Origin of the sequence: Nocardioides aquiterrae, assembly GCF_039526625.1 — a bacterium.
Classification (GTDB): Bacteria; Actinomycetota; Actinomycetes; order Propionibacteriales; family Nocardioidaceae; genus Nocardioides; species Nocardioides aquiterrae.
Genome location: NZ_BAAAJE010000001.1, coordinates 135,326 through 154,871, shown reverse-complemented (window position 1 = coordinate 154,871; position 19,546 = coordinate 135,326). Strand labels below are relative to the sequence as shown.

Here is a 19,546-nt window from a genome sequence, read left to right as displayed (position 1 = left end):
ATCGGCTGCGCTAGTCGCGCAGCTTCGGGTCGAACACGGTGTGGAGGACGTCGCCGAGGGCGTAGACGACGGCGGTGAAGACACCGGCCACGATCACGAAGCCCTGGACGGCGGCGTAGTCGGACTGGGTCACCGCGGCCACGCCGTACTGGCCGAGGCCGCCCCAGGAGAAGACCGTCTCGACCAGCACCGCGCCGCCGAGCAGGAACACCACCGTCGAGGCGAGGGCCGTGATCATCGTCGGGGCGCCGTGGTGCAGGACGTAGGCGACCCGGCGCCAGCTCCGGATGCCCCAGGAGTCGGCGAACCGCATGAAGTCGCTCTGCAGGGTCTGCGTGGAGACCACCTGCATCACCCGCACGACGGCGGCGGTGTAGACGATCGTCAGGGTCAGCACGGGCAGCAGCAGGTGGGCCAGCGCGTCGCTGATGGCCGCACCGTCCCCGGAGAGCATCGCGTCGACGATGGCCACACCGGTGACGTCCGGGACGAACATCCGCGCGTCGAGCTGGCCGCTCGGGGCCGCGCCGAGCCCCAGCTTCGCGTACAGCAGGGAGATCAGCGCGAGCCCGATCCAGAAGTCCGGCACCGCACCGGCCAGGAAGCCGTACCCGCCGATCGCCCGGCGCGCGACACCCCGCGGCCGGGCGAGGAACCAGCCGAGCAGCAGCACGGTCAGCACGGTGATCACCACGAGCGAGATCAGGATCAGCGCGAACGTCGAGGGCGCCCGCTGCATCAGGTCGGCGGTGACCGTGTTCCCGGTCTGCGTCGAGGTCCCGAAGTCCCCACGGACGGCGTTCGCGAGGAACTCCCCGTACTGCGTCCAGATCGGCTGGTCCAGCCCGAGCTCGGCCCGGATCGCCGCGACCTGCTCGTCGGTGGCCTGCGACCCCGCCAGTGCATAGGCGGGGTCGCCGGGCATCAGCCGGGACAGGAAGAAGACGATCGTGACGATCCCGAGCGCCTGCAACGGGACGATGGCCAGCCGACGCAGGACGGTGGTGATCATGGGAGCTCTCCGGGAGTCGGCTAGGCGGGCTTGACGTCCTCGAAGCGCACGCCGTTGTTGGGGTACCAGGTCAGGCCGGAGACCCCGGCGGAGTGCGCGACGTGCCAGCCGGGGTTCCCCAGCAGGATCCACGGCAGCTCACGGGCGTAGATCTGCTGGGCCTGCTTGGCGAGGGCGAGCCGCCGCTCGTCCGCCGTCTCGACCAGCATCGAGTCCACGAGCCGGTCGAACTGCTGGTTGCTCCACGAGCCGACGTTGTTGAAGGCGGTGGACTTCCAGTAGACGCCGAGCGCGTAACCCGGATCGGCGACGAACGGCCAGTTGTTCATCAGGTAGGCCTGGCCCTTGCGCGCGTACACCTTCTCGAAGTAGGTGGCCTGCGGGAGGCCCTCGAGGGTCACGTTGATGCCGATGTCGCCGAGCGCCGACTTCACGATCGGGGCGATCAGCGGGTCGTCGTACTGGTTGGTCGCGTAGCTGACCGTCAGGTCGAAGCCGTCCACGCCGGCGTCGCGGAGCAGCGCCCGGGCCTTGTCCACGTTCGTGGCGTAGGTCCAGTACTCGTCGGTGTAGCCGGGGTAGGACGTGGGCAGCGGGCTGTGGACCGGCTTGGCGGTGCCCAGGTAGACGCTCGAGAGGATCTCGTCGTAGGGCATGGCGTAGGCGATCGCCTGCCGCACCCGGTAGTCGGCCAGCGGCCCGTACTTGGTGTTCAGCTGCAGCGACTTGATCTGGTTCGACTCGTAGCTGGTCACCGAGAGCTTCGCCTGCTCGGCCTGCTTGATCTGCGGCGGCGTCAGCTTGACCGCGATGTCGGCGTCGCCGGCGCGCAGCAGGGCCGCGCGGTTGGCGCTGGTCGGGACGGCGTTCCACACGACCTTGCTGTAGGCGGGCTTCTCGCCGTAGTAGTGCGGGTTCACGTCGAGGTGGACGTACTGACCCTTGCGGTAGTCGGTGACCGCGTACGGGCCGAACCCGGCGGTGTTCTGGGACAGCCAGTCGCGCGCCCACGGGTCGTCGGAGGTGGCGTGCTCCTGGGCCGCGACGGAGTCGACGAGCCCGGAGTAGAGCTTGGCCGCGTTGACCTTGAGGAAGATCGGGCTGGGGTTGTCGAGCTCGAAGCGGACCGTGTGCTGGTCGACCTTGACGACCTGCTTGTCCGCGGTGACGCCCATGGCGTTGGCCATGAACGCGCCGGTCTGCTTGAGCGCGAGGTTGCGCTCGTAGGACCACACGACGTCGTCGGCGCTGAGGGTGTTGCCCAGCGAGGACTTGACGTCGCTGCGCAGGTGGAAGGTGTAGGTCTTCAGGTCGTCGGAGACGTCGATCTGCTCGGCGAAGCCGTTGGCGATCCCGCCCCGCACGCCGGGGCGCAGGACGTCGGCCATCAGCACGCCGCCCGGGCCGGCGACCTTGTCGAAGGCGACGATGTCGCCGCCGTAGCAGTTCGCGACGATGTTCTCGCCGGTGTCCTGGGCGCCGTTGGTGTCGGTGTCGAAGCTCGGCGGGGTGTCGGAGTCCACGTAGACGAGGGTCCGGGAGCCGCTCTGGCCGGAGCCGCCCGATGCCGAGCACGCGGAGAGCCCGGCGACCGCCGCGGTCGCCAGCGTGCCCTTGAGGAACCAGCGGCGGGAGAGGTGCGTGTTCATGGGTCTTGCCTTTCGCCCGGAGGGCCGCAGAGGGCGGGCCCAGGAGGAGGGAGGCGGTTGCAGACCCGACCACGACCGCCGCTGCGCCACCGTATTAGTTGTTGAACGATCCTGCAATCAAATCGGTCAATGTTTGATTGAATGCGGATTCGCGTCCACGACGGGAGAGTGGGACCCATGAACGCAGGACCTTGGCTCGCCGAGCTGAGCTCGGGCAGCGCCGCGCTCTCCCGCCGCAGCACCGCCGAACGGGTGGCGGGCCTGCTGCGCACCCACGTCATCGAGGGCCGGATCCCCCCGGGGACCCGGCTGTCGGAGGAGGACATCGCGGCCGCGGTCTCGGTCTCCCGCAACACCCTGCGCGAGGCGTTCCGCCTCCTCGTCCACGAACGGCTGCTCGTGCACGAGCTGAACCGGGGCGTCTTCGTCCGGGAGGCCTCCCTCGACGAGGTCGCCGACCTGTTCCGGCTGCGCCGGGTGCTCGAGTGCTCCTCGGTCCGCACCCCGGAGCCGCCCGAGGCCGCGGTGGCGCGGCTCCGGTCGGCGGTGTCGGAGGGCGAGACCGCCGCCCGCGAGGGGCAGTGGCAGGAGGTCGGCACCGCCAACATGCACTTCCACCTCGCGGTGGGGGCCCTCGCCGGGAGCCCGCGGATCGACGAGCTGATGGAGCAGCTGATGGCGGAGCTGCGCCTGGTCTTCCACGTGATGGCGGCGCCCCAGAAGTTCCACGCGCCCTACCTCGAGGACAACGCCCGGATCTGCGCCCTCGTCCAGGCCGGCCGCGGCGAGGAGGCCGCGGCGCTGCTCGACACCTACCTGACGCGCGCCGAGCAGCAGCTGGTCCAGGCGTACCGGGTCGTCGCCAACGCCACCGCCAGCGCGTAGCGCAGCGGCCGTGGCGGCCGTGGCGGCCGCGCCGAGCGGTGCCGAGAACGAGCAAGGGCCGGACCCATCGGGTCCGGCCCTTGGCACACGTGCGCGAGGGGGGAGTTGAACCCCCACGCCCTTTCGGGCACACGGACCTGAACCGTGCGCGTCTGCCTATTCCGCCACTCGCGCGTGAAGCGGGGGTAACGGTATCCCAGCGCGTCGGTTTGGCCCAAACCGGGGCAGTACGGCCCATCCCGTTACGATCGACGCAGCCCGGCGGGTGCCGGGTGGCACTGCGTGCCGTGACGAGGTCGACAGTCGGGGGACCTCCTCGTGCGGTTTGACCGGCCCGCGAGCGGGCACGACCACCGGGACTGCGAAGGAGGCGGTGTGGGCGGACTCCAGCGCCTCGAGCACAGGCTCGAGCAGATGATCTCGGGCGCGTTCGCCAAGGCCTTCCGCTCCGCGGTGCAGCCGGTCGAGATCTCCGCGGCGCTCCAGCGCGAGTGCGACAACAACGCCCAGATCCTCTCCCGCGACCGCCGGCTGGTCCCCAACGACTTCCACGTCGAGCTGTCCCCGACCGACCTCGACCGGCTCTCGGCGTACGACGTCGCGCTGGCCGAGGAGATGGCGCAGCAGCTGAAAGCCCACGCCGACCAGCAGGGCTACGCGTTCCCCGGGCCGATCTCGATCGCCTTCGAGCCGGCCGAGGACCTGACCACCGGGCGGTTCCGGATCCGCAGCCGCGCGCAGGCGAAGGTCACCAGCCACGCCACCCCGACGCAGGTCGGGCGCGCCCGCGCCGTCCTCGAGGTCAACGGGACCCGGCACCCCCTCCAGCCGCCCGGGCTGGTGGTGGGCCGCGGCACCGACGCCGACGTCCGGATCAACGACCCTGGCGTCAGCCGCCGGCACGTGGAATTCGTGGTCGAGGGAGGCGGCTCCGGACTGCTGATCAAGGCGGTCGACCTGGGCTCGACCAACGGCATGCTGGTCGACGGCCACCGGATCACCTCGACCTCCCTGCACGACGGGTCGCAGGTGAAGATCGGCAACACGACGATGACCGTCCGGGTCCTCGAGGAGCGTGATCACTAGCGTGTCCGAGCTGACCCTCTTCCTCATCCGCATCGCCTACCTGGCGATCCTGTGGATCTTCGTGCTCTCGGCCATCTCGGTGATCCGCTCCGACATGTTCGGCGCGCGCGTCCCCGAGGCCGCCCGCGGGGCCCGCACCGGCAAGGCGCCCAAGCCCCCGAAGCAGCCCAGCCGCCGCAAGGGCGCCCCGACGCACGTGCTGGTGACCGCCGGCTCCAACACCGGCGAGCGCGCCGAGCTCGACCAGGCGCCGATTCTCATCGGCCGGGGCGCCGACGCCGCGATCCGGCTCGACGACGACTACGTCTCCACCCGGCACGCCCGGATCGCCGCCTCCGGCGACCAGTGGTTCGTCGAGGACCTCGGCTCCACCAACGGGACGTACGTCGGCACGGTCCGGATCACCCAGCCGACCACCATCAGCCTCGGCACCCAGGTCCGGATCGGGAAGACGGTCCTGGAGCTCAGGAAGTAGGCCGCGATGACCGCGACCCCCGAGCCCCCGGCCGGAGACCAGTCCGGAGCCGCCCTGCGGCTGCGGTACGCCGCCGTCTCCGACGTCGGCCGGGTCCGCAAGGACAACCAGGACTCCGGGTACGCCGGCCCGTGGCTGATCGCCGTGTGCGACGGGGTCGGCGGCGCCGCCCGCGGCGACATCGCCTCGGCGACCGCGATCGCCCAGCTGCGCAAGCTCGACGTACCGCCCACCGACGACCCCGACCACGACCTTCTGGCCCGGGTCGCGGGCGCCCTGCACCGCGCGCACGACCGGATCGGTGAGCTCGTCGACGAGGACCCCGCGCTCAACGGCACCAGCACCACGGCGACCGTGGCGCTCTTCGACGGGTCGCGGGTGGGCGTCGGCCACGTCGGCGACAGCCGCGGCTACCTGTTCCGCAACGGGGAGATCAGCCGGATCACCGCCGACCACACCTTCGTCCAGACGCTCATCGACGAGGGCCGGATCACCGAGGAGGACGCCCGCGTCCACCCGCACCGGAACCTGATCCTCAAGGCCCTCGACGGTGTCCACGAGGCCGAGCCCGACCTGTTCGTGCTCGAGCTCGCCGTCGGCGACCGGCTGCTGCTCTGCAGCGACGGCGCCAGCGGCGTGCTGTCCGACGGCCGGCTCGCCGACATCCTCAACAGCGGCAGCCCCGAGTTCGCCGCCGTCGAGCTGGTCCGCGCCAGCCTGGAGGCCGGCAGCAGCGACAACGTCACGTGCCTGGTCGCCGAGGTCGTGCCCGACGACGGCAGCCCCCTCCCCGAGCCGCTGGTGGTCGGCGCGGCCGCCGAGCGGCGCTCGGCGTACCGCAGCCGCGGCGCCATGGGCGGGCTGTTCCGCGGCCACCGCTCCGGCGACACCGGCGAGCTGGAGCCGGTGCGGGCCGACATCCCCGAGGACCTGCCGGCGTACGCCATCACCGCCGACCCGATCGACCCCGAGGCGGCGCGCTACGCGCCCCGGGCGCCGCGCCGGTTCGTGTGGCTCAAGCGGCTCTTCGCCCTGCTGCTCGTCGCCGGCCTCGCCTGGGTCGGGCTCGCGTGGGCGTACTCCTGGACCCAGGACCAGTACTACGTCGGCGAGCAGGACGGCACCGTGGTGATCTACCGCGGCGTCAACACCCAGCTCGGGGGCATCGAGCTGTCCGAGCCGTACGAGACCACCGACGTCCGGCTGGACCGGCTCAGCGAGATCGAGGCGGACCGGATCCGGGAGGGCATCCCCTACGACAGCCTCGACGAGGCGGAGTCCAAGGTCCAGGACCTCGCCTCGCACCAGGAAGACCCGCAGCCGGAGTCGTCCTCGTGATGGCGCAGCAGGGCGCGCTGATGGGCTTCGTGCACCGCCGCCGGCGGGGCGCGGAGCTGTTCCTGCTGGTCCTCGCGCTGCTGGTCGGGATCGGCGCGTACGTCGCCGTCGGGCTCGGCGTCGACCAGGAGGTTCCCGCCAACCTGTTCGCGTACGGCGGCTGGCTGGCCGCGCTGCTCATCGGCTCGCACGTGGTGATCCGCCTGGTCGCGCCGTACGCCGACCCGGTGCTGCTGCCCGTGGTCGGCGCCCTCAACGGCCTCGGGCTCGCGGTGATCCACCGGCTCGACCTGGCCGCCGAGGCGGAGGGCAAGCCGCACGCCTTCGCCCAGCAGCAGCTGATCTGGATGACGCTCGGGGTGATCCTGTTCGTGACGACGCTGGTGGTCCTGCGCGACCACCGGGTGCTCCAGCGCTTCACCTACACCAGCGGGCTGGCCGCGATCGTGCTGCTGCTGCTGCCGATGCTGCCCGGCATCGGACGGACCATCAACGGCGCCCGGATCTGGATCCACCTCGGCCCGTTCAGCTTCCAGCCCGGCGAGATCGCCAAGGTGCTGCTGGTGATCGCGTTCGCCGGCTACCTGGTGCTGCACCGCGACGCGCTCGCGCTCGCCGGCCGTCGGGTGGTGTTCGTCGACCTGCCGCGGGGCCGCGACCTCGGCCCGGTCCTCGCGATGTGGCTGGTCAGCCTCGGCATCCTGGTCTTCCAGCACGACCTGGGCTCGAGCCTGCTGTTCTTCGGCCTCTTCCTGATCGTGCTGTACGTCGCGACCGAGCGCCCCGGGTGGCTGGTCGTCGGCGGGCTGCTGTTCGTCGCCGGCGCGACCACGGCGTACTACCTGTTCGCGCACGTCCGGATCCGCTTCGACATCTGGCTGCACCCGTTCGACTACTACGCCGCCGAGCAGGGCGGGCAGAGCTACCAGCCCGTCGAGGCGATGTTCGGCATGGGCTGGGGCGGGCTGATCGGCCGCGGGTTCGGCGACGGCGACCCGTTCCGCGTGCCCTACGCCAACTCCGACTTCATCCTGGCCGCGATCGGCGAGGAGCTCGGCCTGACCGCGGTGATCGCGATCATCATGATGTACGGCTTGATCGTCGAGCGCGCGCTGCGCACCGCGCTGATCTGCCGCGACGGCTTCGGCAAGCTGCTCGCCACCGGCCTCGGCAGCGTCTTCGCGCTCCAGGTGTTCGTGGTCGTCGGCGGCGTGACCGGCCTGATCCCGCTCACCGGCCTCACCACGCCGTTCCTCTCGTACGGCGGCTCGTCGCTGATCGCCAACTGGGTGATCGTCGCGCTGCTGCTCCGCATCTCCGACCAGGCCCGGCGCCCCGTCCCGCAGCTCTCCGACGACACGACGGCGATCGACTCAGACGCCACTCAGGTGGTGAAGCTGGGATGAGCAGCGTGGTGGTCACGACATGAACAAGCCGATCCGGACGATCTCGATCTTCTGCCTGCTGCTCTTCCTGGCGCTGATGGTCAACGCGACCTACCTCCAGTACTGGAAGGCCGGCAAGCTCAACGACGACCCGCGCAACCGGCGCGAGCTGGTCGCGTCGTACTCCCGCGAGCGCGGCGCGATCCTGGTGGGCCGCAACAACCCGGTCGCCAAGAGCGTGGAGTCCGACGACGAGTACAAGTACCAGCGGACCTACCCCAAGCCGATGGAGTACGCCCCGATCACCGGCTGGTTCTCCTACTACAGCTCCACCGGCATCGAGCGCACCGAGAACGACGTGCTCTCCGGCGAGGACTCCCGGCTGTTCGTCACCAAGCTGGTCGACCTGCTCAGCAACGACCCGCCGCAGGGCGGCAACGTGCTGCTGACCGTCGACCCGAAGGCGCAGGACGCGGCGTACGACGGGTTGAAGGCCCTCGGCGCGAACGTGCAGGGCGCGGTGGTCGCGCTCGAGCCGGCGACCGGCAAGGTGCTGGCGATGACGTCGCTGCCGACGTACGACCCGAACAAGCTCGCGTCGCACGACCTCCAGGAGGTCACCCAGGACTTCAAGCGGCTCAACGAGGACCCCACCCAGCCGCTGCTCAACCGGGCGATCCAGACCCGGCTGCCTCCCGGCTCGACGTTCAAGGTCGTCACCGCGGCGGCGGCGATCGACAAGGGCCTCTACACCGCCGACGACCTGGTGCCCGGCGGCTCGACCTACCAGCTGCCGCTGACCCACGGCCCGACCGGCCTGATCGACAACGAGGGCCGCTCGTGCGGCGCGAACGGGCAGAAGATCCCGTTCACACAGGCGATGGAGCAGTCCTGCAACACCTCGTTCGCGCAGATCGCGGAGCAGGTCGGCGCCGAGGACATGGTCAAGACCGCCGAGGGCTTCGGCTTCAACAGCCACTACTTCGACGACCTGACCCCGCAGGCGGAGTCGGTGTTCCCGACCGAGCTCGACGACGCCCAGCTGGGGCAGACCGGCTTCGGGCAGTTCGACGTCTCGGCCACGCCGCTGCAGATGGCGATGGTGGCGGCCGGGCTCGCCAACGGCGGCACCGTGATGCGGCCCTACCTGGTCGACTCGGAGCTGTCCGCGGACTTCGACGTGCTCGACCAGACCGACCCGCAGGAGCTCTCCCGGGCCGTGTCGTCGACCACGGCGAGCGAGGTCACCAAGCTGATGGTCTCGACGGTCGACAACGGCACGGCGTCGCCGGCCGCGATCCCCGGCATCTCCGTGGCCGGCAAGACCGGCACGGCGCAGACCGGGACGGACCGGTCGCCGTACGCGTGGTTCATCTCGTTCGCGCCCGCCGACAACCCGCAGGTCGCGGTGGCCGTGATGATCCAGAACGCCGACATCCCCCGCAGCGAGATCGCGGGCGGCCTGCTCGGCGGCCCGATCGCGAAGGCCGTGATGGAGGCGGTGATCAAGTGACCGAGACACCCGAGGCGAGGTACGCCGACGACGGCCGGCGCTACCGGCTCGACAGCCGCATCGCCACCGGCGGCATGGGCGAGGTGTGGCGGGCGACCGACACCAACCTGGGCCGCGAGGTCGCGGTCAAGCTGCTCAAGGACGAGTACGCCGACGACCCGTCGTTCCGCGCCCGCTTCGAGGTCGAGGCGCAGCACGCCGGCGCCCTGCACCACCACAACATCGCCACGGTCTACGACTACGGCGCCGGCCCCGGTCGCCCGTACCTGGTGATGGAGCTCGTCGACGGGCAGCCGCTCTCGGCGCTGCTGCGGCCCGGCGTCCCGATGGACCCGGACGCGGTGCGCGAGCTGCTCACCCAGGCCGCCGACGGGCTGGCCGCCGCGCACGCCGCCGGCATCGTGCACCGCGACGTGAAGCCGGCCAACCTCCTCGTCACGCCGGACCGGCAGGTCAAGGTCACCGACTTCGGCATCGCCCGCGCGGCCGAGGGAATGGGCCTGACCCAGACCGGCGAGGTGATGGGGACCCCGCAGTACCTCTCCCCCGAGCAGGCGGAGGGCCGCACCGCGACGCCCGCGTCCGACGTGTACTCGTTGGGCGTCGTCGCGTTCGAGAGCCTCGCGGGCCGCCGGCCCTACGTCGCCGACACCGCGGTGGCCACCGCGCTGGCCCACCTGCGCGAGCCGGTGCCGGACCTGCCGGACTCGGTGCCGCCCGACCTGGCCGCCGTCGTCCGGCGGGCGATGGCCAAGCTCCCGCAGGACCGGTACGCCGACGGCGCGGCGCTGGCCGCCGCGCTCCGCGACCCGCGCACCGCGGCCCAGCAGGCCGCGGCGATCCCGCCCGTCGACAACACCCAGGTGCTGGCACCGGTGCTGGCGCCGCAGCCGACCCTCCACGCCGGGCCGACCGCCGGCCACCAGCCGGAGGACGGTGCGCGGATCCGCCGCCGGAACGCGCTCTGGCCGGCCCTCGCCGTCCTCGCGCTGGTCATCGCGGTCGTCGTCGCGGTGGTCCTCATCGCCCAGGCGATGGACGACGGGACCCCGACCGACCAGCCCACGCACAGCCCGAAGCCCGCGCACACGCGGTCGTCGACGACGCCCAGCGAGCAGCCGGCCTCCGAGACGCCGAGCCCGACGCCCACGCCGTCCGAGACCCCGACGCCCACCCCCACGCCGTCCGACACCCCGACGCCGACCCCGTCGGACACCCCCACCCCGACCCCCTCGGACACCCCCACGCCCACCCCCACGCCGACCGGAACCCCGGCGTCCGAACCCGCCGCGACCCCCACCAGTTGAGGCAAAGGAACCAGCGTCGATGACCAACCAACAGCCGACCCTGATCGGGGGCCGCTACGAGCTCGGCGAGCTCCTGGGCCGCGGGGGCATGGCCGAGGTCCGCAAGGGCACCGACACCCGGCTCGGCCGGGTCGTGGCGGTCAAGCGGCTGCGCACCGACCTCGCCAGCGACGCGACGTTCCAGGCCCGGTTCCGCCGCGAGGCGCAGTCCGCGGCCTCGCTCAACCACCCCGCGATCGTGGCCGTCTACGACACCGGCGAGGAGCCGGCCGCGGACGGCTCCGGCATCTCCCAGCCCTACATCGTGATGGAGTACGTCGCGGGCCGGACCCTGCGCGACATCCTCCGCGAGGGCCGCAAGATCCTGCCCGAGCGCGCGCTGGAGATCACCAGCGGCGTGCTCTCCGCGCTCGACTACAGCCACCGCGCCGGGATCATCCACCGCGACATCAAGCCCGGCAACGTGATGCTCACGCCCAGCGGCGACGTCAAGGTGATGGACTTCGGCATCGCCCGCGCGATCAGCGACGCCTCGTCGACGATGACCCAGACCGCGGCCGTGGTCGGGACCGCGCAGTACCTCTCCCCCGAGCAGGCCCGCGGCGAGACCGTCGACTCCCGGTCGGACGTCTACTCCGCCGGCTGCCTGCTCTACGAGCTGCTCACCGGCCGGCCGCCGTTCGTCGGCGACAGCCCGGTGGCGGTCGCCTACCAGCACGTGCGCGAGCCCGCCGTACCCCCGTCGGACCACGACACCGACCTCCCGCCCGAGGTCGACGCGATCGTGATGAAGGCGCTGGCCAAGCGGGTCGAGGACCGCTACCAGTCGGCCGCCGCGATGCGCAGCGACATCGAGCGGTACCTCGCCGGCCGGCCGGTGCACGCCCCGATCCCGTCGCCGGCGCCGGCGAGCCCGCCGCCGTCGTACCCGACCGCGGCCACCGCCGTCGTCCCCCCGCCGCCCGAGGACGACGACTCGCGCGGCCGCACCGGCCTGCTCATCGCGCTCGGCCTGCTGCTCGTCGTGCTGATCGCGGGCGCGGCGTACCTGATGCCCCGGCTGTTCGAGTCGGCGCCCGAGCAGGTGCCGACACCCGACGTCGTCGGCAAGACCGAGAACCAGGCCCGGTCGCTCATCGGCGACGCCGGCCTCGCCGTCGGGAGCATCGACCGCGCGAACAGCGACACCGTCCCCGCCGGGAAGGTGATCAGCCAGGACCCGGCGCCCGACCGGTACGTCGACCCCGAGACCGCGGTGAACCTCGTCATCTCGCTGGGCAAGCCGGAGGTGCAGGTCCCGTTCGTGGTCGACATGACCAAGGAGGAGGCCAAGGCGACGCTCGAGGAGGCCGGGCTCGAGGTGCGCCTGCAGGAGGAGGACTCCGACGAGGACCAGGGCACGGTGATCCGCACCGACCCCTCGCAGGGCCAGTCCGTCGCCGCGGGCACCACCGTCACCGTCTACTACTCCGACGGCCCGGAGGCGATCCCGGACGTGGTGGGGCTGAAGCAGCCGGAGGCCAAGAACAAGATCCGCAACGCCGGCTTCCAGGTCGAGGTGATCGAGAACCCGAACACCACCGAGCCCGCCGGCACCGTGCTCAGCCAGTCGCCGCAGGGCGGCCAGACCGCCGACCAGGGCACCACGGTGACGATCGTGGTGTCGAGCTACCAGCCGACCGAGTCCCCGTCGCCGAGCGAGTCCCCCAGCGAGTCCCCGACCGAGTCCCCGAGCGTGGTGGTGCCGCGGGTCAGCTCGCCGGAGCCGAGCGCAGGGGAACGGCGAAGCTGAGGTCGCGTAGGCCGTCGTACGCCGGCGCGGTGACCAGCGGCTCGAGCTGGAGGTCCCAGCCGACCGAGATCGCCGGGTCGGCGGCCTGCTCGCGGTAGGTCTGGAGGTACGGGTCCTCCTCGATCGCGGTGAGCAGTGCGCCCTGGTCGCCGACCGCCTGGATCGTGTAGGGCTGCGGGTAGGGCACGCCCTGGAGCTGGACGGCGTTGCCCTCGCACTTGATGCCGGTCGTGCTCACGATGCGCTGGCCCTCGACGGTCACCGCGGTGGCGCCGCCGTTCCAGAGCGCGTTGACCACGGCCTGGATGTCCTGCTGGTGGACCAGGAGCAGGTTGACGTTGCCGGTCGTGGAGTTGATGACGTCCTCGGGCGCGTCCGACAGCGTGATCGTCAGGCCGGGGCCGCTGCGCGGCCGCATGCCGGCGGGGTCCTCGAGCCGGTCGATGGTGCGGTGGATCCGGTCCACGTCCTTGTCGCTCATCCCGGCGCTCAGCGCCTGCACCTGGGCGTCGAGGTCGGAGACCTGCCGGCGCAGGGCGTCGTACTGGTCGGACTCGTCCTTCACCAGCGACGCCAGGTCGGTGTAGCGGCCGGGTCGCAGGTCGGTGCCGCCGCTGTTGTGAGCGCTGACGATGAACAGCGCGCCGCAGAGCAGCACGACGACCGGCGTACCGAGCCGCCACGCGCCGCGGGGCCGGCGGGGTTGCGGGGTGAGGAGGCGGGGCCGCGGGCGCCGGGCGTCCTCGGCGTCCGGGGGCTGCACGTGGGATCCTCCGGTCACGACGACTAGGGTACGTGGCAGTTGTCGACCCACCACGATCCAGGAGCACCCGTGGCCAAGGCCAAGCTGGACCCCCTCGCCCCCGTCCGGGGCCCGATCTTCACGCCGCGCTTCATCATCGCGCTGGTGATGATGGTGCTGGGCATCGCCTGGATCGTGTACTACTACACCGCGGTGCGGGTCGACCCCACGGCGTTCCCCGCCCCCGACCCGGGCAGCCCGAAGTTCATGGCCGACCTCGGCAACTGGAACTACCTCATCGGCTTCGGCCTGCTGCTGCTCGGCCTGGCGATCTCCGCGCACCCCTCCACCCCGCTCGGTCGTGGCCGCGGCGTCGTGGTCGGCATGCTGGGCTGCTTCCTGATCGGCCTGTTGTGGATCTGCACGTACTACGTCTTCAGCAACGACATCTCGAGCATCCCGGTGCTCGACGACCTCGGCCAGAAGAACCTGATCGTCGGTATCGGCTTCATGGCGGTCGGCTTCACCTTCGCGACGCGCTGGGAGTGAGTCGGCGCAGTCAGCCCGTTCTCCACAGACCGGCCGGTCCTTCGGGACCGGCCGGTTTTGCACATCTGGGGACAAGGGTGTGGAGAACTACACGGATGTAGTTCTCCACAGGTCAGTCCACAGCTGTGCACTTCCGGCCACCCGCCGAGTCGGCGCGAATGCAGACGCCCACCCCGCCGAGTCGGCGCGAATGCAGACGCCCACCCCGCCGAGCCGGCGCGAATGCAGACGCCCACCCCGCCGAGCCGGCGCGAATGCAGACGCCCACCCCGCCGAGCCGGCGCGAATGCAGACGCCCACCCCGCCGAGCCGGCGCGAATGCAGACGCCCCGTCCGGGCAGCCTGCACTGGCGCCGACTCGACACCCGCCGGGCCTGCACTGGCGCCGACTCGACACCCGCCGGGCCTGCACTGGCGCCGACTCGGCACCCGCCGGGCCTGCACTGGCGCCGACTCGACACCCGCCGGGCCTGCACTGGCGCCGACTCGACACCCGCCGGGCCTGCACTGGCGCCGACTCGACACCCGCCGGGCCTGCACTGGCGCCGACTCGGCGTCAGGTGAGGGCGGCGACGCGGAGGATGGTCGCGAGCGCGACGAGCGCGACGACGGCGACCAGGCCGCAGACCTGGAACGTGGTCCGGCGCGGGCCGCGCGGGGCGTAGACGAGGATGCCGGCGATCACGACGCCGCCGACGAAGCCGCCGAGGTGGCCCTGCCAGGAGATGCCGCTGACGCTGATCGTCAGGAAGAAGTTGATGCCGATCCAGAGCAGGATCCCCTGGACCTGGGCGCGCAGCTTGAGCGCGACGACGAGCAGGGCACCCATCAGGCCGAAGATCGCGCCCGAGGCGCCGACGGTCGCCTGCTGCTCGGGAGCGGCCCACAGGACCAGCGCCGACGCGGCGAACAGCGAGAGGAAGTACAGCGCGAGGAAGCGGGCGCGGCCGATGACCAGCTCCAGCTGCGGCCCGAGGATGTAGAGCGCGAACATGTTGAACGCGATGTGCAGCAGAGCGACGTGGGTGAAGCCGCTGGTGAGCAGCTGCCACCAGGCGCCGTCCGCGACTCCGGGCAGCCAGGTGCCGTTGACCGACTGGCAGACGGCCTCGCTGTGGATGTTCGGGTAGTAGTTCTCCAGCGCACCCGTCGGGGCGCACCGGCCCAGCGGGATCAGCTGCAGCGCCGCCAGCAGCCGGCTGCCGCCACCGCCGGTGGCGACGATCGCCAGCCACACCACGGCGTTGATGCCGATGAGCACGAACGAGGTGATGCCGGCGTTGGTGGGCCGCAGCCCGCCGAACGCGGTGCGGCCGCTGCGGGTCGTGCGCTTGCCCTCCGCCACGCACTCGGGGCACTGGAAGCCGACCGCGGCGTCGCGCATGCAGTCCGGGCAGATCGGCCGGTCGCAGCGCTGGCAGCGGATGTACGACTCCCGGCCGGGGTGCCGGTAGCAGGTCGGCACCCCGGTCTCGGGGGTCGGCGGTTGCGACAAGGCGGGGCCTCGGTCAGCCGCGCTTGATCTCGACGGACTCGATCACGACCGGGTCGGCGGGCCGGTCGCCCGGGCCGGTCTCGGTCGTGGCGATCGTGTCGACGACGTCGCGCGAGGCCTGGTCGGCGACCTCTCCGAAGATCGTGTGCTTGAAGTTCAGCCACGGGGTCGCGCCCACGGTGACGAAGAACTGCGAGCCGTTGGTGCCCGGGCCGGCGTTCGCCATGGCCAGCAGGTAGGGCTTGTCGAAGGTCAGCTCGGGGTGCGGCTCGTCCTTGAACGTGTAGCCGGGGCCACCGGTGCCGGTGCCGAGAGGGCAGCCGCCCTGGATCATGAACCCGGAGATCACCCGGTGGAAGGTGAGCCCGTCGTAGAACGGACCGGTCCGGCCGTTGCCCGCGTCGTACGGCTTCGTGCCCTCGGCGAGGCCGGTGAAGTTCGCGACGGTCTCGGGCGCGTGGTCCGGGAACAGGTTCAGGGTGATGTCGCCCCGGTTGGTGTGCAGAACGGCCTGGTCAGCCATGAGTGCCTCTCGCGTCTGGTGGGTACACCGTGGGCGTACCTCGGGCTGAATGTGCGTCCCTGATCCTCGCACGACCGCCAAGCGCACGCGCCGGTGGTTGGCTCCCGGGTGTCATGATCGGATGACAAGACACGACGAGAGGAAGTGCCGACGATGGGCCTGCGCAAGAACAAGTCCCTCCTCGACCAGACGACCGAGAGCGTCAGTCAGTACGCCGAGCAGGTGAAGCCGCACCTGGAGTCGGCCGTCGCGACGGCGAAGGAGAAGGCCGGCCCCGCACTCGCCGACGCGAAGGCCAAGGCCGGCCCCGCACTCGCCGACGCGAAGGCCAAGGCCGGCCCCGCACTCGCCGACGCGCGCGCGAAGGCGGCACCCGTCGTCGCGTCCGGCGCCGCGCTCGCCGCCGAGAAGATCGCCGCCGGCGCCAGCATCGCGGCCGAGAAGGCCGCCGAGGCGGCCCAGGCCGCGGCCGACAAGGTCGAGGAGGTCGCGAGCCCGCCGAAGAAGAAGGGCGGCAAGCTCAAGAAGCTGCTGATCCTCACCGGCGTCGCCGCCGCGGTCGCGTTCGTCGCCAAGAAGCTGCAGGGCAGCGGCGAGAGCGAGAACTGGCAGTCGTCGTACACGCCGACGCCCGCGCCGCGGCCGGCGAACGAGGAGGGTGGCGCGTCCCCCGACGAGGCGATCGCCGACTCCGCCGAGGCGCCGCACCCGGTCACCACGCCGGACGACCCGGCCGACGTCGTCGACGTCGACGACGACAAGAAGTAGCCGGCTCAGCCGACCGGCTCGGGGCGGTTCTCCTCGATCCACACGTCGATCCGCTCCCACCAGGCGAACAACCAGTCGATCCGCTCGTCACGGCCGGCGGGGATCTCGTCGCGAGGCACCTGCCACCAGCGCATCACGATGCGCTTGTCCATCGGCAGCTCGCGCCAGATGTCGCCGACCGTGACGAGGTGGTCGAGTCCCGTGTGCGCGACCAGCACCACGTCGGCCTCGGGCGCGGCGTCGAGCGCCGCGAGGAAGCCGCCGGGCCGCGGCGCGAGCACGTGGATCATCCGCTCCGCCCGCTGCGCCATCCGCTCCATCCCGAGCCTGCGCAGCCGGTCGATCGCCCGCTGTCGGCGCTGCGGGGTGAAGTTGCCGCCCTCGGGGAAGATCACGAACGCGTCGTTCTCGTCCAGGCCGCTGGCCAGGGACGCGATCTGGTCCTCGAGCCGGTCGCCATCGCGCGGGTTCGGGGTGATGAACCGGGCCGGGATGCGGCTCAGCAGCACGTCGATCGCCGGGTCCCACGCCAGCGTGTCCTTGAGGACGACCCGCGGCTCGCGGTCGTACCACGCCATCAGCGTGTGGATCAGCACGAACGAGTCGCCCGGGCCCGCGTGCCGGCAGCAGACGAGGATCGGCCGGCCGGGGTGCGCCGCGGGCGTCGGGCCCTCGGTCTCGATCCGCAGCCGCAGCACCCGCCGGGCCTCGCGGAAGAAGACCCACATGGTGCCCTGCACCAGGTCGTAGTGGATCCCTTCGAAGTAGGGCGTGCGCAGCCGCCACCCGAACCCCGAGGCGATCCAGAGCCCGAGCATCACCACCAGCAGCAGCGACTCGCAGGTGAGGTAGACGATCGCGACCCACAGGATGCGCAACGGCCGCAGCCGGCCGGGGAGCACCGGCGAGAGCGCGGCCGCGCCGATCAACCACAGCGGCAGCGTCAGCCACAGCAGCGCGGTGAGCGCGACGACCAGCGGCGCGGTCACCAGGCGCCGCAGCGCCCGGATCACCCCGCCGCCGTTCGCCCCCGGGGTCACAAGGTCTCGTCGAGGTAGGCGACCGACGCGGCGTACGTCTCGTCGATGCGTTGCTGGATCCGCGTGAAGTCCCGGCTGCCGAGCAGGCTGTCGTCCTTGCGGGAGGTGCCGCGCGCCGGCAGCACGTGCGCCTCGACCCCGGGCGGCAGCTCGGCGAGCTCGCGGTTGAACCGGTGCCGACGGGCGATCTCGAACGACACCCGCGCGACCTCCCACGGCCGGCGCGGGACCGACAGGGGGCGGTCCACCCGGCCGACCTGGAGCACGAACACCCGGGTCGCGCCGAGCTGGACGGCCCGGCCGAGCGGGATCGAGTTCACGATGCCGCCGTCGAGGTAGTGCTCGCCGTCGACCTGCGCCGGCGGCAGCAGGCCGGGTACGGCGGCGCTCGCGACCACCGCCGGCACCACCGGGCCGCTGTCGAACCAGTGCTCGGCCGCCCGCTCGATGTTGGCCGCGCAGACCTGGAACCGGACCGGCAGCTCCTCGAAGGTCACGTCGCCGAACTCGTCCTCGAGCGCCTGCCGCAACGGCTTCGACGACCAGAGGTGGGTGCCGGTCGCCACCGCCCGGCGGACCGTGCGCAGCGGGCTGTCGCCGTACACCTGCTGGGTCTGCTGCGACGCGCCCTGCCAGAGCTCGGTGAGCTTGTCGATCACCGACAGCCTCGGCTCGCGGGCGACCATCGCGCCGTTGAGGGCGCCGACGCTGGTGCCGAGCACCAGGTCGGGGGTGATGCCGCGCTCGAGGACCGCGCGCAGCATGCCGACCTCGACGGCGCCGAGCACGCCGCCCCCGCCCAGAACGAAGGCGGTGGTCACGGCGCGGCTCACACTGCGGAGGGTGTCACGAGCTCCGGGTGCTCGGCACGCACCTTGCGGTTGACCTGGTGCTCCATGAAGAAGATCAGCAGCGGGATCAGGCCGGCGGCGAGGTTGAGGATCGTGAAGCCGATCGACCAGCGCAGCTTGCGGGCCAGCAGGAACGTGACGACGACGTACGCCATGAAGGCCCAGCCGTGCGCAACCCACAGGACGCTCAGCGTCTCGCCGAGCTGCTGGAGGCTGCTGCCCTCGGTGGGCAGGTAGCGCAGCGGCAGTGCCACGAACGAGCAGAAGGCGAGCAGGGCCCCCACGACGAACGCGAGCACCCGGTAGGTCGAGAACAGCTTCACGACCCTCAGCCTACGGGGGTGTCCGCGGGCTCCTCCGCGGGCTCCGGCTCGGGCTCCTCGGTCAGCCAGCGCCACCAGATGAACGCCGCGAACGCGCCGAAGAACCACCACTCGATCGCGTAGAGCAGGTTGCGGATGCTGGTGAGCGCGCCCACGTCCGGCAGCTGCGCGAGGTCCGCCCGCTCGAGGCCGGGCTCGGGCTGCTCGGCGACGCCGTACGCGCCGTACAGGTCCTGGTCGACGTGCTGGATGACGTCGGCGATCCGCAGCTGCGGGAGCACGTCGTCGGTCGGGTCGTCGTCCGGCTGGCCGGTGCCCTCGGGCGGCTGGAGCCACGCGGTGAGCTCGGTCGTGCCGGACGGCGGGGCGGGCGCGTCGCCGGGGTGCGCGACCCACCCGCGGACGACGGGCAGCGCGGCGGCGCCCGGTCCGCCGACCGCCAGCGGCGTCACGGCCCAGTAGCCGTCCTGGCCGGCGCGCTCGCGGCCGGAGACGTAGACGGTGCCCGTAGGCACCCAGCTCCCTCGCACGATGACGGGCTGCCCCACCTTCGTGCCCGGGAACGGGTCGTCGGGCCCCATCACCTCGTCGAGCGGAACCGGCGCGGCGTCGGTGAGGTCGGCGGCCTGCGCCTCCCGGTGCGCCTGCCAGGCGCCGTACTGCCACAGGCCGAGGCCCACCGCGATCGCGACGAGCACGAGGGCCAGCAGGTGCGCCCCCCAGAACCGCGGGGCGAGCTTCGCCGTCACCCTCGCTGCCACCCCGCCAGCGTACGGTCCCACCATCTGGTCAGACCACTTGACCACTGGTCTG

Annotated in this window: 19 protein-coding genes and 1 tRNA gene; 10 read left to right on the top strand and 10 right to left on the bottom strand. The window is 71.9% G+C overall.

Annotated features, from left to right (window positions below; genetic code table 11):
• Positions 1-10: 10 nt before the first annotated feature.
• Positions 11-1,012, bottom strand: coding sequence for an ABC transporter permease (locus ABD086_RS00745; protein ID WP_343904753.1), 1,002 nt, complete (start codon positions 1,010-1,012; stop codon positions 11-13).
• A gap of 20 nt (positions 1,013-1,032) precedes the next feature.
• Positions 1,033-2,661 carry an ABC transporter substrate-binding protein gene (locus ABD086_RS00740; RefSeq protein ID WP_343904752.1) on the bottom strand — a complete coding sequence of 543 codons (1,629 nt, stop codon included), beginning with the start codon at positions 2,659-2,661 and terminating at the stop codon, positions 1,033-1,035.
• A gap of 177 nt (positions 2,662-2,838) precedes the next feature.
• Here ABD086_RS00740 and ABD086_RS00735 point away from each other — a divergent pair, with 177 nt between their 5' ends.
• Positions 2,839-3,546, top strand: a complete 708-nt coding sequence (locus tag ABD086_RS00735) for a GntR family transcriptional regulator (RefSeq protein WP_343904751.1) — start codon at positions 2,839-2,841, stop codon at positions 3,544-3,546.
• Between the two features lie 90 nt (positions 3,547-3,636).
• On the opposite strand, the gene ABD086_RS00730 is transcribed toward ABD086_RS00735, so the two are convergent.
• A tRNA-Leu gene (locus ABD086_RS00730) sits at positions 3,637-3,720 on the bottom strand.
• A gap of 201 nt (positions 3,721-3,921) precedes the next feature.
• Between ABD086_RS00730 and ABD086_RS00725 the strand changes: the two genes are divergently transcribed.
• The 7 genes from ABD086_RS00725 to pknB are packed head-to-tail and all read left to right on the top strand — an operon-like array spanning position 3,922 to position 12,442.
• Complete coding sequence (locus ABD086_RS00725) at positions 3,922-4,632, top strand: FHA domain-containing protein (RefSeq protein ID WP_343904750.1); 711 nt, start codon at positions 3,922-3,924, stop codon at positions 4,630-4,632.
• A gap of 1 nt (position 4,633) precedes the next feature.
• On the top strand, positions 4,634-5,107 hold the full coding sequence (locus tag ABD086_RS00720) for an FHA domain-containing protein FhaB/FipA (RefSeq protein WP_343904748.1): 474 nt from the start codon (positions 4,634-4,636) through the stop codon (positions 5,105-5,107).
• A 6-nt stretch (positions 5,108-5,113) separates the two neighbouring features.
• Complete coding sequence (locus ABD086_RS00715) at positions 5,114-6,445, top strand: PP2C family protein-serine/threonine phosphatase (RefSeq protein WP_343904746.1); 1,332 nt, start codon at positions 5,114-5,116, stop codon at positions 6,443-6,445.
• Positions 6,445-7,851, top strand: coding sequence for an FtsW/RodA/SpoVE family cell cycle protein (locus ABD086_RS00710; RefSeq protein WP_343904744.1), 1,407 nt, complete (start codon positions 6,445-6,447; stop codon positions 7,849-7,851). Before ABD086_RS00715 ends, ABD086_RS00710 begins: the two co-directional genes overlap by 1 nt.
• A gap of 19 nt (positions 7,852-7,870) precedes the next feature.
• The gene (locus ABD086_RS00705) at positions 7,871-9,343 is read left to right on the top strand and encodes a peptidoglycan D,D-transpeptidase FtsI family protein (RefSeq protein WP_343904742.1); all 1,473 of its coding nucleotides are present in this window, start codon (positions 7,871-7,873) and stop codon (positions 9,341-9,343) included.
• On the top strand, positions 9,340-10,650 hold the full coding sequence (locus ABD086_RS00700; RefSeq protein ID WP_343904740.1) for a protein kinase domain-containing protein: 1,311 nt from the start codon (positions 9,340-9,342) through the stop codon (positions 10,648-10,650). Before ABD086_RS00705 ends, ABD086_RS00700 begins: the two co-directional genes overlap by 4 nt.
• A gap of 19 nt (positions 10,651-10,669) precedes the next feature.
• Positions 10,670-12,442, top strand: coding sequence for a Stk1 family PASTA domain-containing Ser/Thr kinase (gene pknB, locus ABD086_RS00695; protein WP_343904738.1), 1,773 nt, complete (start codon positions 10,670-10,672; stop codon positions 12,440-12,442).
• Here the strand turns inward: pknB and ABD086_RS00690 are convergent.
• Positions 12,402-13,223, bottom strand: a complete 822-nt coding sequence (locus ABD086_RS00690) for a DUF881 domain-containing protein (RefSeq protein WP_343904736.1) — start codon at positions 13,221-13,223, stop codon at positions 12,402-12,404. The genes pknB and ABD086_RS00690 overlap by 41 nt on opposite strands.
• Positions 13,224-13,274: 51 nt before the next feature.
• Here ABD086_RS00690 and ABD086_RS00685 point away from each other — a divergent pair, with 51 nt between their 5' ends.
• On the top strand, positions 13,275-13,733 hold the full coding sequence (locus ABD086_RS00685) for a cell division protein CrgA (protein ID WP_343904734.1): 459 nt from the start codon (positions 13,275-13,277) through the stop codon (positions 13,731-13,733).
• Between the two features lie 556 nt (positions 13,734-14,289).
• On the opposite strand, the gene ABD086_RS00680 is transcribed toward ABD086_RS00685, so the two are convergent.
• Together ABD086_RS00680 and ABD086_RS00675 are read right to left on the bottom strand one after the other, a co-directional pair.
• Positions 14,290-15,228, bottom strand: coding sequence for a rhomboid family intramembrane serine protease (locus tag ABD086_RS00680; RefSeq protein ID WP_343904732.1), 939 nt, complete (start codon positions 15,226-15,228; stop codon positions 14,290-14,292).
• Between the two features lie 13 nt (positions 15,229-15,241).
• Positions 15,242-15,751, bottom strand: coding sequence for a peptidylprolyl isomerase (locus tag ABD086_RS00675; RefSeq protein WP_343904730.1), 510 nt, complete (start codon positions 15,749-15,751; stop codon positions 15,242-15,244).
• A 153-nt stretch (positions 15,752-15,904) separates the two neighbouring features.
• Between ABD086_RS00675 and ABD086_RS00670 the strand changes: the two genes are divergently transcribed.
• On the top strand, positions 15,905-16,519 hold the full coding sequence (locus ABD086_RS00670; protein WP_343904728.1) for a DLW-39 family protein: 615 nt from the start codon (positions 15,905-15,907) through the stop codon (positions 16,517-16,519).
• Between the two features lie 5 nt (positions 16,520-16,524).
• Here ABD086_RS00670 and ABD086_RS00665 read toward each other — a convergent pair whose 3' ends face one another.
• From ABD086_RS00665 to ABD086_RS00650, 4 genes are read right to left on the bottom strand one after another with little or no spacing between them, the layout of a single operon-like run.
• Positions 16,525-17,559 carry a 1-acyl-sn-glycerol-3-phosphate acyltransferase gene (locus ABD086_RS00665; RefSeq protein ID WP_343904726.1) on the bottom strand — a complete coding sequence of 345 codons (1,035 nt, stop codon included), beginning with the start codon at positions 17,557-17,559 and terminating at the stop codon, positions 16,525-16,527.
• Positions 17,556-18,392 (bottom strand): patatin-like phospholipase family protein, encoded by an 837-nt coding sequence (locus tag ABD086_RS00660; RefSeq protein ID WP_343904724.1) that lies wholly within the window; start codon positions 18,390-18,392, stop codon positions 17,556-17,558. The genes ABD086_RS00665 and ABD086_RS00660 overlap by 4 nt, the downstream gene beginning before the upstream one ends.
• Positions 18,389-18,733, bottom strand: coding sequence for a DUF3817 domain-containing protein (locus ABD086_RS00655; RefSeq protein WP_343904722.1), 345 nt, complete (start codon positions 18,731-18,733; stop codon positions 18,389-18,391). The genes ABD086_RS00660 and ABD086_RS00655 overlap by 4 nt, the downstream gene beginning before the upstream one ends.
• Before the next feature lie 5 nt (positions 18,734-18,738).
• Positions 18,739-19,494 (bottom strand): SURF1 family protein, encoded by a 756-nt coding sequence (locus ABD086_RS00650; RefSeq protein WP_343904720.1) that lies wholly within the window; start codon positions 19,492-19,494, stop codon positions 18,739-18,741.
• Between the last annotated feature and the right edge of the window lie 52 nt (positions 19,495-19,546).

Excerpts from the sequence above, each read along its gene's own strand:
- ABD086_RS00715 (WP_343904746.1), top strand. The coding sequence starts at position 5,114 with ATGACCGCGACCCCCGAGCCCCCGGCCGGAGACCAGTCCGGAGCCGCC.
- ABD086_RS00745 (WP_343904753.1), bottom strand. The coding sequence starts at position 1,012 with ATGATCACCACCGTCCTGCGTCGGCTGGCCATCGTCCCGTTGCAGGCG.
- ABD086_RS00670 (WP_343904728.1), top strand. The coding sequence starts at position 15,905 with ATGGGCCTGCGCAAGAACAAGTCCCTCCTCGACCAGACGACCGAGAGC.
- ABD086_RS00675 (WP_343904730.1), bottom strand. The coding sequence starts at position 15,751 with ATGGCTGACCAGGCCGTTCTGCACACCAACCGGGGCGACATCACCCTG.
- ABD086_RS00705 (WP_343904742.1), top strand. The coding sequence starts at position 7,871 with ATGAACAAGCCGATCCGGACGATCTCGATCTTCTGCCTGCTGCTCTTC.
- ABD086_RS00740 (WP_343904752.1), bottom strand. The coding sequence starts at position 2,661 with ATGAACACGCACCTCTCCCGCCGCTGGTTCCTCAAGGGCACGCTGGCG.
- ABD086_RS00710 (WP_343904744.1), top strand. The coding sequence starts at position 6,445 with ATGGCGCAGCAGGGCGCGCTGATGGGCTTCGTGCACCGCCGCCGGCGG.
- pknB (WP_343904738.1), top strand. The coding sequence starts at position 10,670 with ATGACCAACCAACAGCCGACCCTGATCGGGGGCCGCTACGAGCTCGGC.
- ABD086_RS00735 (WP_343904751.1), top strand. The coding sequence starts at position 2,839 with ATGAACGCAGGACCTTGGCTCGCCGAGCTGAGCTCGGGCAGCGCCGCG.